Here is a 13,220-nt window from a genome sequence, read left to right on the forward strand (position 1 = left end):
TAACTTTAAACTCTAAGACAAACATTTTACGCAGGGGGGACTTAGACAAAATCAGTATAGCACAATAAAAGTTAAGTTAACAAGATATAGTTTAAAAAGCCGTCCTAAAAGGACGGGGCTTTAACCCAAAATTTCGGTAAGCGATCGTCAGATTCCAAGTAGGCTAGAGGCCCAGATGACTCAAGAGCGTGGGTTTTGGGTAATGTTCCAATTTTGCGTCCTTGAGCGACTCCCAGAACTCGCAAACCTTCTCTGGCCATGGACTGGATCTGTTCGGCAAGCTCCTGTTGTTGAATCGGGCTGAAATGGCAGAGATCAGCGATCGCTTCTGGGGCCCCTTTTGCCGCAACGGTAAGCTCCCCCGTCAGGGATTCCCAGACACAGGACATGGCCAAGAGATCGGTGGACAGGGGATATTCGCGCAGTAGTTGCCAATCGCTATGCAGGTGTTCAGTCTTGGCCAGGTAATCCCAACCAATTTGCTGCAACGCTTTCTCCATCGGGTCAAAGGGATCTTTGCGACTCGCTAGAATGCCAAACTCGATCAGGGGATGAAGGACTTCGGGCAAGGGTTCGCGCTCGTGGAGCGTCACATCGTACAGATAAGCATTGGAGCCGCTGTAAACCAACAATTGTTTGACGGCCATTTGGTTCAATGTCAGGGTTCCAGTCTTATCGACACAAAGAACGGTGACAGAACCCAGGGTTTCAACCACTGGAATGCGACGAGTTAGTACCTGTTTTTGCGAGAATCGCCACGCTCCCAGAGCCAGAAAGATGGCCAGCACCACCGGAATTTCATTGGGCAAAATTGCCATTGCCAGCGCTAATCCTGCCAAAAAGCCATGCAACCAATCGTCCCGGGTTAGTCCATAAATCACGACCACCGCCGCGCAAATGGCAAGCGCAATCATCGTCAATTTACCGACAATGCGACGGGTTTCTTTCTGTAAGACAGTGTCTTCCGGTTCAACCGTTTGCAGAGCTTTGCCAATTTTTCCCATTTCAGTATGTATGCCCGTTGCTTGCACCTGGGCAATGCCCTGCCCTTGTACCGCAAGAGTACCAGAATAGACAGTGGGTAAGTCGTCTCCACCCGGTCTCAAGGTTGCTGAAAGGTGCTTCGGGTCTTCTTCCAGCTGGATGGTGCGTTTCCTCACCGGAACAGACTCTCCGGTTAACAGCGATTCATCAATCGTCAAGTGAGTCGACCACAGCAAAATCGCATCCGCAGGAACGCGATCGCCCTCCTCCACCACGATCAAATCGCCTTGTACCACTTCTCGCCCCGCAATCCGATGCCGCTCCCCATCTCGAATCACCAAGGCCCGAGGACTGGATAAGTCCCGCAGTGCTTCTAGAGAACGTTCCGTTTTTTGCTCCTGGTAAAGATTGATGCCAATAATAAAAAAGACAAACCCCAACAAAATCAGAGCTTCTTGAGCATCACCCAAAAAGAGGTAGATGACACCACAGGCAATCAGGAGCAAGAAAATCGGCTCTTGGATAATGTCTAGGGCGATCCTTAAAAAAGTACGATGCTGGGTTGAGGGCAGTTCGTTGTAGCCATGCTGTTTCAAGCGATCGCCAGCTTCTTGGCTAGACAACCCGTTAAACTGCCTATTTTGTATATGTGCAACCATAACAATTACCTAGGTTTTTCACACAGGCTATTCTCGCACATAGAGAGTAGTTGACATACCCCACGCCGTAAACGGACGTGGATTCTTCTAGCATCACTGCTGTGAATTTCTGGCTCAACGAGTCCACTTGAATTAGATTCCTAGCGAAATCCCAGCCAGAGGTGGTTCTCTCCTCAGACTTTCGCTCCCTTACAGAAGCCTGTTCTCGTGTGTCCCACGATACAGTTCCAAACCTCTAAAATAATTGGTTTCTTTGGTACTTGACGCTGAGAGCTTTTACCTATAGGAGCATTCCCCTATAGAACCCCATAACTCTAGTTTTCAAGGTGCGTTCATCCTTCGATGACTGGGTTTTTTAAGCGGTTGCTTACCCGGCCCCCTATTCTTAATATCATAAGTAGGTGGGTGGAATTAAATATAAGATGAACGTAGGTTGGGTTGAAGCATGAAACCCAACGCCCGATTATGTTACGCTACCGCTAACCCATCCTACAAATAATTGTGCCTCCCTACTTACATCATATCAAGTCGCCCTTTTAGGGCGAGGCTTTAAACCCAATTTTTCGGTAATTGGATCAGGCTTACTTCTGTCTGAGATTAGATCAAATCTTGGAGAAGGTTGTCAGGAAAGCAACGGCGATCGCACTTGCCAAAAGAATAATTAATGTCCAAACCTGATTTTTTTGGGTTCCTTCCACTGATTTTAGGCGATTATCGATGCCCTCAACCTTTTCGGTTAACTTTGCCTGTCCCACCTCTAGCTTATTTAACCTTTCGTCGATTTTGTCAAATTTTTGATTAACATCTTTTTGGAGATTGTCAATTTTCCCCTCAATCCTCGTCAAAACAGCTTCTAGGGAATATAGCGGTAAGCGCTTGAGTGAGATACAAACCAAGCTTTGCCTAGCATGGTTTATAGCTCGTGACACTGTACCTCATACGACTGCACACCGCTATAGGTAACGGTTTCGTTAGACATGGTATCAACTTCCATTAGATATATTTTCTCGGTCTGCTATCGGGGACTATTTTAAGACTAAACCGGTTTGAGGTTGTCTGAGAACATCGTTTTTCTGGGATGACAAAACTTGAAACTGTGAATAATAGCCACAGATTAATTCTAGGGATTACCTGAAAAAAATACTTTCCAACCGGCAGTAGCGGTCGGCTTCGCCGCGCCGTAGGCGACCGCACTTGCCAAAAGAATAATTAATGTCCAAACCTGATTTTTTTGGGTTCCTTCCACTGATTTTAGGCGATTATCGATGCCCTCAACCTTTTCGGTTAACTTTGCCTGTCCTACCTCTAGCTTATTTAACCGTTCGTCGAGTTTGTCAAATTTTTGGTTAAAATCTTTTTGGAGACTGTCAAATTTTTGGTCAACATCTTTTTGGAAACTGTCAAATTTTTGGTTAACATCTTTTTGGAGATTGTCAATTTTCCCCTCAATCCTCGTCAAAACAGCTTCTAGGGAATAGGTAACGGTTTCGTTAGACATAGTATCAACTCCCATTAGATATATTTTCTCGGTTCCCTATCGGGGACTATTTTAAGACTAAACCAGTTCGCCACTTTCTTGCAAAGAGTGGAGACGTTGATAGATTCCCTGCTGATTTAATAATTGATCATGGCTACCGATCTCGACAATGCGACCATTATCTAAGACGACAATTTGATCAGCTTCTCGAACGGTACTGAGACGGTGGGCAATAATAATCGTAGTGCGAGTGCCTAAAATGGATTTCATGGCTAGTTGAATTGCTCTTTCTGACTCATAATCTAAGCTAGAAGTGGCCTCATCAAAAACTAACACATCTGGAGCAACAATTAACGCCCTAGCAATTCCTAAACGCTGTCTTTGTCCCCCCGAAAGACGCACGCCCCTTTCCCCTACAATAGTGGAATAACCATTAGGTAATTCCTGAATAAATTCATCGACACGGGCAATTTTACAGGCTTCTTCTACCTTCTCGAAGCTAATATTAGGATTACCGTAGGTGAGATTTTCTAACACCGTACCATTAAACACATCTACTTCTTGATGGACAATCGCTAACCGTCGCCGATACCAAGTCACATCCAAGCGACTAATATCCTCGCCATCTATCATAATTTGCCCTTGATTCGGTTCAAAATAGCGGAAAAGTAACTTAACTAAAGTGGATTTTCCTGAACCAGATTTTCCCACTAATGCCACGGTTTGATAGGGTTCAATCAGAAGATTAATATCCTTGAGAATCCTTCTTTCAGGACTATAGCCAAAGCTAAGATTACTTAATTCTACTTTCCCCGTAAAATGATAGGGATTGTGTTGGGCATGATCGGCTAAAAGACTACCGGAATCAGTACCACTAGGCAAGTTGATAAATTCGTTTAGACGTGCCATAGAAGCATAGCGACGAGCGAAAGTTTCTGCCATTTGAGATAGGGGATCTAATTCCGCATAGGCCATACTAGCGAGGGTATAGGTGGTGATAAAATGCCCGATCGAGATTTTCTGTTGAACGGTAGCTAGGAGAGTAAAGAAAAATACTCCAAATAAACTAGCTTGGACGAGGGTTTTTTCCCAAGTTGTTAAGTCCACATAACCCTTATGAATGCGATAGATAACGTAGGTAAATTCTCTCTCTAAACGCTGTTTTTGACGATATAATTCCTGTCCTTCTGTGGCGAAAGCTTTGACGGTTTTGATATTAGTAATAATCTCAGAATTACGACTTTGGGTATTTTCGATATGCTGATCAAGAATTCTTTCTTTTTGCATTAAATCTTTTAAATCTCTGACAATAAAAGCCACAATTAATACAAAAGAAATGACAAAAGCGAGGGCGATTTGCCATTGAATTACCCAAATAACAATAAAGATACCGAAAACTCTAAACAGTTTTGGGATCATCATTCCCGCCACTTCAGGATAAGTCCAAGTATGATTTTCTATGCCTTTGGCGATCCGGTTAGCGATGCGTCCTGGATTATTTTCATCGTAAAAAGATAGGGGTAAGGTGAGAATTTTAGCAATAACTTTTTTGAGATGATCTCGTCGCGCTCTTAAGGATATTTCCCAGTGAAACCAGAGACTCACCCAAGGCTGAATTGGTGCTTTAATTACCGTGGTTAGGAAAATTAAGCCTAATAATACCGCCAAACTAACCCACTTTTCTGAGGCAAAGGGAGTTAATATCATGGTGCGATCGACCAAAGATTGCACGAATCCATCTAAAGGTTGATCGGAAAGAACATTAAGAATCTGTCCGACAGCGTAGGGAACCATCAGATCGATAATTTCAAAGACACTGGAGGCAGCAATGCTCAAAAAGGCGGCTTTTTGATAATTGCGATAGTAACTGAGAATATCCCGTAAGGAAGCCATAACATCAAGTAAATTGCCAATTTTTAACTTCTATCTGGTAACTGCTAACTGAAGAGACTAAAGGCACTTTTGGGATTGTTTTTCTGGAGTTACCATTATACTACAATACTACAAAAATCTGCCAACCTAGAAATTTTTAGGAGAAAAGCCTTGTCATAGTCTTGTATTCTCGATCAGCCATTAGTCAGGAGACGATGCCGGATCAGCTTGTATTTCATCCTTGGCAGAAGCACCACAGATCAATTTATCTAAAATTTTGACGAATATTATCACAAAAATTAATAAATTTCTGAAAGGTTTTTAAGTGTTCGGTTTTATCGATACGCTTTTTTAATTGATTAAGATAGTATTGTTCTTGAGCTACCCCAGGGAATTTTTTAGAATAAGACAAACCTTTAGCTTCAAAAATAGACTTTAGATAAGCAAAATGAAAATCGGCATGATTTCTGCAATTAAATCTACCCATTAGTTCGGGATCATTTTCGTAAACATCATAGTGTTGAACATAATCAGCTAAAAGTCCCTGTAAAGGTTGTTTAGAATTAAATATTGTGCGATTGCCTAGTAGCCATGTTTCAATACATCGATTTTGAATGATTATCACGATTTCAAGTTGTGCGGGGATAGTAATATGTTTGGTGATAAAGTCATTAACATATTGTTCTCTTTCTTCGACAGTATCCTCATCAGCATCGAGACAGATGACTAGATAGTTATATTTGGATACTTCTTGAATTTTATCGATGGCGTTAGGAATTCCCTCATCAAGTATCGAGGGGTAGCCATTACCACTAATCAGAACGTAATTGTTGTGATTGACTTGATCGTAAAAATCAACTCGCTTAAATTCGGGAATAAGATAAGTTAACCAGGCAGTATAAAGCTTTTTTTCGGTACTTCTTCCTTCAACTAAAAAATAAATATTCATCGATTAACTAATTCCTTGAGGAAATTCTTCTAGGACATTGATAAGATCAATAAAGGCTTTTTGTCGAGTTTTAGAAATATGAAAATCAGCCGCATTGTGTACCTGAATTACTCCTCCTTTACGAGTGACTATTTTCCAATAGGCAGGACTGATATTATTAATTATATAGGGATGATGACTGGTAATAATAAACTGTAAATCTCGATAATTAACTAATAAATCTTCTGTTAAAGTGTCCAAACAGTTAACCCCCAAACTATTTTCAAATTCATCGATTAATATAACGCTGCCATCAGGAGATAATTTGATCGTTGCTAAGAACATCAGGCTTTTTATCATTCCAGAGGAGATATTTGGTTCTACAATCCAGACATGAGAGTTTTTTTCTTTTATTTGTATGCGAGGTAAGTCTTCAAGTAAAAAAATTGGAGTTAATGAAACAAGCATACCAATATCACCTAGTTTGAATGGTTCTAAAAATTCTATTTTTAAATCTTCAACTTGAGGGAAAATATCTAAAAACTTTCTCTTTATTATCTCGAACGTATCGGGATATTTTTTATAAGTGATCAGTAGTTTGTCGGAAATAGGAAGTTGACTCGATTGTAATTCAGAGAGAGAGGTATATTCGTAGTCTCTAAGGATTTTATCCAATGTTGAAGATGAGATATTAAACTTAAGTGGATTGAAAACCATTTTGTTAAATTCCTGTCGAACAGGGAAAACATCTTCTTCTTGATTGAAAAGCTCTATACAGCTTAAATAAGACGCTAGTTTTGGTGTCTTTGAATGTTTAAACTCAATTACCTCTTGATTTCTTGCGATCAAAACCTCTTGATCTTTTAAAAGAGTTTCCCTAATTATACTAACCTTATTTTCGCCGTCATTACTATTGACTTCATCTTCTTCAATCTTGATGAGAGAACGAGCTTTTCTAACCTCAAATTCACCCAACCAATGATAACGAACATGATCATTGGTTAAAAATTCTACATCCCATTTTACTCCATTTATAGACTCACCGTTAGCGATTCTTTTTAAATTACTAATAGCCTTTAAAATCGAGGTTTTTCCTGCACCTGAGATACCAACTAATAAATTCAAATCTGGAAAAAATTTGCAAGAATCTATACTTAATCCAGAGGATAAATCTTGATAGGATAATCTCAAAAGTTTCATAATAATTCCCCACTGCTAAAACTAAAAAGGGTGAGTTAATTCTCACCCCAAGATTTTACTGAGGATCGAGTTTTAGGACTGCCATAAATGCTTCCTGGGGGACATCAACAGTTCCGATCGCTTTCATCCGTTTCTTCCCTTTTGCTTGCTTGTCTAACAGCTTTTTCTTGCGGCTAATATCACCACCATAACACTTAGCTAAGACATCCTTTCTTAAAGCAGGAATATGTTCACTAGCGATAATTTTAGAACCAATAGCTGCTTGAATGGGAACCTTAAATTGATGCCGGGGAATCAATTCTTTTAACTTTTCGGTTAACGCACGACCAACATAATAAGCTTTATCCCGGTGAACGATCATCGCTAAAGCATCAACGGGATCACCATTGACCATAATATCTAATTTAACTAGCTCATTTTCCCGATAGCCAATTAATTGATATTCCATACTAGCGTAACCGCGCGATCGAGATTTTAATTGATCAAAAAAGTCCGTTACCACTTCTGCTAAAGGTAACTCATAAATCAAAGCGGTGCGAGTTTTAGTAAAATAACGCATATCCTTGAAAACTCCCCGACGACTTTGACATAATTCCATCAAAGCACCTACATAGGTTTCCGGAGTAATCATTTCCACTTGGATATAAGGTTCCTCAATTTTTTCCCGTTTTTGTGGGGAAGGTAACAAACTGGGATTATCCACTTCGACAATTTCCCCATCGGTGGTAGTGACCTGATAAACTACCGAGGGAGCAGTGGTAATTAAATCTAAGTTATATTCCCTTTCTAGTCTTTCCTGGACGATTTCCATGTGTAGCAGTCCCAAGAAACCGCAACGGAAACCAAAACCCATGGCGCTAGAAGTTTCCGGTTCGTAGGATAGAGCTGCATCGTTTAATTTTAACTTTTCCAGCGCATCTTTGAGATCGGCATACTGATCGGCATCGGTGGGGAATAATCCGCAGAAAACCATCGGTTTTGCTTCTGTATAACCGGGTAAAGGCTCTTGTGCCGGTTTAGTGGTTAGAGTAATCGTATCACCCACCCGGGCATCAGCAACAGTTTTAATCGCGGCTGCCAGATAACCCACTTCTCCCGCGTGCAGTTCATTTACCTGTACCTGTTGCGGTGATAAAATTCCCAATTCATCGATCACAAATTCTTTACCGGAAGCCATAAAACGAATTTTATCGCCCTTTTTCACCCGACCATCCATGACGCGGAAATAGACAATTACCCCTCGATAAGCGTCGTAATAACTATCAAAAATTAAAGCTCGGAATGGTTCTTCAAGGGTATCTTGGGGAGGGGGAACCAATTGGACGATCGACTCTAGAATATCATTAATACCGATCCCAGCCTTAGCCGAGGCCCGAATCGCCTCACTACAGTCTAAACCCACCACTTCCTCGATTTCCGCCGCGACCCGTTCCGGTTCGGCACTGGGTAGGTCGATTTTATTTAAAACTGGGATAATTTCGAGGTTATTTTCCAGTGCTAGGTAAACATTGGCTAAAGTTTGCGCCTCTACTCCTTGGGACGCATCCACAACTAATAAAGCTCCCTCGCACGCCGCTAGAGACCGAGAAACCTCGTAGGAAAAATCCACATGGCCGGGGGTATCAATCAGATTAAGAACGTATTTTTGACCATCCTTAGCGGTATAATCCATGCGTGCCGCCTGTAACTTGATGGTGATACCTCGTTCCCGTTCCAAGTCCATATTATCGAGAAATTGTTCTTTCATCTCCCGTTGGGCTACGGTTCCCGTAATTTGCAGGAGGCGATCGGCGAGAGTTGATTTACCATGATCGATATGAGCGATGATGGAAAAATTGCGAATGCGAGAAACGGGAACGTCAGTCATCGTGGTTCACTGTTGGCAAAAGTCAGGGGTTTATAAAATTTTAGATTCCTTAATTCATTGTAGAGGTAAAGTCTCTAAGGCTGGAGCAAAAGCGAAAAGTAAAAGGTAAAAAAAGCTAAACTGCAAGTATAGTCAGGGTTTTGACCTTAGCTTCCCCTCTCGGCATCCACAGGAAACTATGGTAGGCTTGATTATGCTGACAAAATCAGGCAAAGGGCAATGGCTAAGGAAAGGCTCTATGATTTGTTCAAATCGGATTACTATAGATAGGGCTGGCTGAATAAATCTAAAAACCTTGTTGGATAAGGCTTTTAGACTTTTTTCCCTCAAAAAGTGCCTATGGAGTGATCGGCGGCAAAATCCCTGGACTTTTTCCCTGAAAATTAGGTAACTGACTACTTCAAAATCGGTAAAACCCCACACCCTACACCCTACACCCTACACCCTGCCACCACGAAAAACTTTTTTCAGCAGCTCCTAGATAAACTCTTGGATAAGAATCCTCGACTGACGGGTAGAATGATAGATAGCAATCATTAATAGAGCTTATGAACGACAATGCTACACCGACTCAGCGCACGGCGGAGAAAGTTGAAATCGCTATTCACCTTGACTCGGAAGTTTTAGAACAGATTAAACACCTGACTAACGATCCTAGTCGCATTATCGAAACAGCGATTAAACAGTGGCTAAGAGGAGAGAAACAACCGGATGAGGACTTAACCCGCCATCTTCGACGCAATCCTCCCGTACCACCCAAAGGGGAATGGAATGACTAAGATTTTTCAGTCTCTAATAGGTTATTTCCCGACGGAGAGACTGAAATATTTTCTTAGGTCAACCATTGATAGTAATTGAGATTTTTTCCCCAACTAAGCTGGTTAATAGTAGTATTGCCTGTAACAGCAACGCAACGGTTTAAGCTATTTACCTACTGCTCTGGTTTGCAGTAGGCTTAGTTGTCGTGTAACCCATAGGTGTATAGATTATTATGCCGTTGAATAAACAGGCTATCTTAGATGACATTTTTCGCAAAGCACCACCGTTGAACTCTGAGGACGACTGTGCTGAGAATGTTGTTATTCCTTTCATAATGAGGCTTGGTTACGACAGGAACCAGATACGTCGAAAAGTCTCAATCACTGGAACTTCAGGACATAGATTTAGAAAGCAAGCTGATATCGTTGTTTATATTGGGGAACGTCCGGCTCTTGTGGTTGAAACCAAGCGTATTCAGCATCGATTGAGCGAGGAGGATGTTAACCAAGCGCTTTCCTATGCTCAACTTCTTGAACCATCTACACCAATTGCAGTTCTGACTAATGGACGTGATTGGGAGATTTATTATTTGGATAGAGACGATATTGGCGGATTAGAATCCGTTCCTGAACCGCAAGAGCTTGAAAGCACAATACTTACTGTCTCTAGCAATGTAGTTCAATTGGAAAAGCGACAAGCTGCTGAGCGACTTTTAGTAACTATTGAAAATAAAGGTGACTTAGAAATAGCATTTAGGGAATGTCGAAAAGAGTTAGCTAAAGAAGGACTCATTGCCGAGTCTGCATTTGATGAGCTAACTAAAATTCTCACTTGTAAGTTTAACGAAGAGAAAAGAGATGCTGAAGGCCTTGCACCCAATCGCTTTACATCTTCCTGGCTTCTTGGCAGTGGACCTCTAGCTGCTTTACAGCAAATGTTTACTGACGCAAAACAGACTTTTAATGTATTCCCTACGGGAACTCAAATTCAAATTAGAAGCAACGAAACTGTTGAAAAAATTGTTCGTGAATTAGAGCCTTTTGGTCTTTATGGTTTTAAGACACCACTTGGCTTGGCTGGAGCAGGAGGAGATGTAGTTGGTTCTGTTTATGAAGCCTTTCTTACTGGAACACTCCGAGGGGACTTAGGACAGTATTTAACCCCAAGACAATTAGTTGAGTTCATGGTTGAGATAGCTGATATAAAAATTGGAGAAAAAGTCCTTGATTTATCATGCGGAAGTGGTGGCTTTCTTATTAGAGCGTTTATTAATGTCCGCAAAAAAATTCGATTTCTTGATTCTAGCCAAGATGAAAAAGATCATTTAGTTAGTAATCTTGTCACGAATAATCTATGGGGAATTGAGATAAATCCTCGGTTAGCCACTTTATGTCGAATAAATATGATTTTACATGGTGATGGCTATGAACATATTTATACAGGAGATTCAATTAGAGAAGATGTTTTTGGGAATACAGATGGACGCAGAACTGATTTTTTAAATATTGAGCAAAATAACGCAGCAATGTTTGATGTAATTCTCATTAATCCCCCGTTCAATATACCCTATGAAGATTCTGCTACTTTAAACCGGTATTATCTAGGACGAGGTAAAGCTGCTCAAGGTTCAGACTATTTGGTTCTTGAGAGAGCAATTCGACTATTAAAGCCTGAAACTGGACGTTTGCTAGTTATTTTGCCCCATGGTGTTGCCAGCGGAGTTTCCGAGACTGAAGTTCGCAACTTTGTGAAATCTCGTACACATATTCATGGTTGTATAAGCTTACCTGTCGGATCATTTAAGCCGTTTGGGGGGTCTAATGCTAGAACCTGTGTTTTGTATCTCAAGAAGACTACTGGAGACAATAAAAAGCGTTTTTTAGCACAAGCAGAACACGTTGGCTATGACATTACCTCAAAATATTATAGAGAAACTGATCTCAATGATTTACCTGTTATCGCGGAAGCCTATCATAGAGTAAAACTAGAATTGCAATGACTATCGAGTTAATTAAACCAGACCCTTTAATATTAACAATCACTGAAGAATCAGCCCGTAGTATCGATACAGTTGATGCTGGTGCAGCTTATACACAATATTTGCATGAGCAAATAGGTGAGTTTGAACAGCAGCCTTTAGGAAACTTTGTAGATGTTGTATCAAGAAGCGTTAATCCACGCTCTAGTAGATATGCTGGTCAAATATTTGAATATATAGATTTACGAGAAGTAGATGATATTTATGGCTATATATTAACTCTTAAACTTAATCAAGGAAATGAGATTGGAAGTACAAAACATCGCTTTCAAAAGAATGACATTCTCTTCGCCAAGATCATGCCCAGCTTGGCCAACAAAAAGATTGCGCTAGTAACTCAAGATGTAACTAACGCAGTAGCTTCAACTGAATTTATTGTTTTGCGAAAAAAATCACAAGCCGAGATTAATCTTTATTACCTTTTTCGGGCTTTACGTTCTGATCATTTTACCCGACAAGCGACAGCAAACGTTACTGGTGCAACGGGGCGACAGAGAATTAGTCCGTCTAGATTACTAGAATTACAAATAATTGTTCCCCCAGAAGAGATTCAAACACAAATTGGAGATGCTGTCGAACAAGAGTTTACGCTAAGGACATTGGCGGCAGAACAATCAAAGAAAGCTGATGACTTAGCTCAGCTTGTACTTGGTAATCTAACTCTTAGAACCGACAGCTAGAAAGCGCGGAAGGTAGGTTGGGTTGACGACTGTTACCCAACACCCCATCCAATAACCAGGCAAAATCATTTATAATTATTTGATAATAGGACATTGGTTGGGTTTCGTGCTAAATTCGTTGAGTATAGGCTAGATATCAGGACAGGCAAAAGGGGGAATAGATAATCAGTTTTTAATAAACGGATTTAGGATCATTTTGCTTGGGTACTGACAGGAGGAACAAAACTGATGCAGATAGAAATTCAAGGAGCCGATGCTATCAAAGTTGCTGAGGATATCCTAGAGATGGAAGGGGTGCAAGGCAGCTACGAAGTTATCTCCGAAGTGGAGAGAGAGGGAACCCTTGCTACCATCGCCACCATCATCGGCATTATTAGCGGAACAATCGCCATCGCTGAGAAATTGTACCAATTAAAGCGAAAAATTGACTCTCCTGAAACCCCGAAAATCGAACGGGTGTTAATTGTCAGCAAAAACGGCGATCGCCTGCTGCTCAAAGATGCTACCCTAGAGCAACTACAAAAACTCTTGGAACAAGAAAAATCATCAGAAAAATGGGTTTGAAACCCCGTCCTAAAAGCTATCCCTTATAGGGATCTTTCTTAACAATTGTTTCAGTAAGCACTCCAACCCTTATCCTGACTTGATTTCAGTTTTTTCTTTGTCAGTAAGGGTGTCAACAAGGAATATTACAAATTGTTAACCGAGTCTTGAAAGCCTTGTGCTACAAAGGTTTGAAATGTTAAGAAAGATGTG

The 13,220-nt window shown here is 40.9% G+C and carries 10 protein-coding genes and 1 pseudogene; 4 read left to right on the forward strand and 7 right to left on the reverse strand.

Going from position 1 to position 13,220, the window contains the following annotated elements:
- Positions 1-134: 134 nt before the first annotated feature.
- The 7 genes and pseudogenes from O9290_RS01485 to lepA all read right to left on the reverse strand — a co-directional run.
- A pseudogene (locus O9290_RS01485) lies at positions 135-1,643 on the reverse strand (cation-translocating P-type ATPase); the annotation flags it as partial.
- A gap of 602 nt (positions 1,644-2,245) precedes the next feature.
- Entirely contained in the window at positions 2,246-2,539 is a 294-nt protein-coding gene (locus O9290_RS01490; RefSeq protein ID WP_288086615.1) for a DUF4164 domain-containing protein, read from the reverse strand.
- 224 nt (positions 2,540-2,763) lie between these two features.
- The gene (locus O9290_RS01495; protein WP_288086617.1) at positions 2,764-3,141 is read right to left on the reverse strand and encodes a hemolysin XhlA family protein; all 378 of its coding nucleotides are present in this window, start codon (positions 3,139-3,141) and stop codon (positions 2,764-2,766) included.
- Positions 3,142-3,198: 57 nt separating this feature from the next.
- Positions 3,199-5,013, reverse strand: a complete 1,815-nt coding sequence (locus O9290_RS01500) for an ABC transporter ATP-binding protein (protein WP_288057933.1) — start codon at positions 5,011-5,013, stop codon at positions 3,199-3,201.
- 244 nt (positions 5,014-5,257) lie between these two features.
- A complete protein-coding gene (locus O9290_RS01505) occupies positions 5,258-5,941 on the reverse strand; it encodes a hypothetical protein (RefSeq protein WP_288057935.1) in 684 nt (227 codons plus the stop codon).
- A 3-nt stretch (positions 5,942-5,944) separates the two neighbouring features.
- Positions 5,945-7,120 carry an AAA family ATPase gene (locus tag O9290_RS01510; protein WP_002762211.1) on the reverse strand — a complete coding sequence of 392 codons (1,176 nt, stop codon included), beginning with the start codon at positions 7,118-7,120 and terminating at the stop codon, positions 5,945-5,947.
- A gap of 55 nt (positions 7,121-7,175) precedes the next feature.
- Entirely contained in the window at positions 7,176-8,987 is a 1,812-nt protein-coding gene (gene lepA, locus O9290_RS01515) for a translation elongation factor 4 (RefSeq protein WP_288057938.1), read from the reverse strand.
- 548 nt (positions 8,988-9,535) lie between these two features.
- On the opposite strand from lepA, the gene O9290_RS01520 reads away from it, so the two are divergent.
- The 4 genes from O9290_RS01520 to O9290_RS01535 all read left to right on the forward strand — a co-directional run bounded on the left by O9290_RS01520 (position 9,536) and on the right by O9290_RS01535 (position 13,028).
- On the forward strand, positions 9,536-9,766 hold the full coding sequence (locus O9290_RS01520) for a type II toxin-antitoxin system CcdA family antitoxin (protein WP_002762207.1): 231 nt from the start codon (positions 9,536-9,538) through the stop codon (positions 9,764-9,766).
- 212 nt (positions 9,767-9,978) lie between these two features.
- Positions 9,979-11,745 (forward strand): N-6 DNA methylase, encoded by a 1,767-nt coding sequence (locus O9290_RS01525; protein ID WP_002762205.1) that lies wholly within the window; start codon positions 9,979-9,981, stop codon positions 11,743-11,745.
- Positions 11,742-12,464, forward strand: coding sequence for a restriction endonuclease subunit S (locus O9290_RS01530; protein ID WP_002762203.1), 723 nt, complete (start codon positions 11,742-11,744; stop codon positions 12,462-12,464). Before O9290_RS01525 ends, O9290_RS01530 begins: the two co-directional genes overlap by 4 nt.
- Positions 12,465-12,692: 228 nt before the next feature.
- The gene (locus O9290_RS01535) at positions 12,693-13,028 is read left to right on the forward strand and encodes a hypothetical protein (protein WP_288057941.1); all 336 of its coding nucleotides are present in this window, start codon (positions 12,693-12,695) and stop codon (positions 13,026-13,028) included.
- The last annotated feature ends 192 nt before the right edge of the window (positions 13,029-13,220 follow it).

The sequence above is a fragment of the Microcystis sp. LE19-41.2A genome (assembly GCF_027530405.1).
GTDB lineage: Bacteria > Cyanobacteriota > Cyanobacteriia > Cyanobacteriales > Microcystaceae > Microcystis > Microcystis aeruginosa.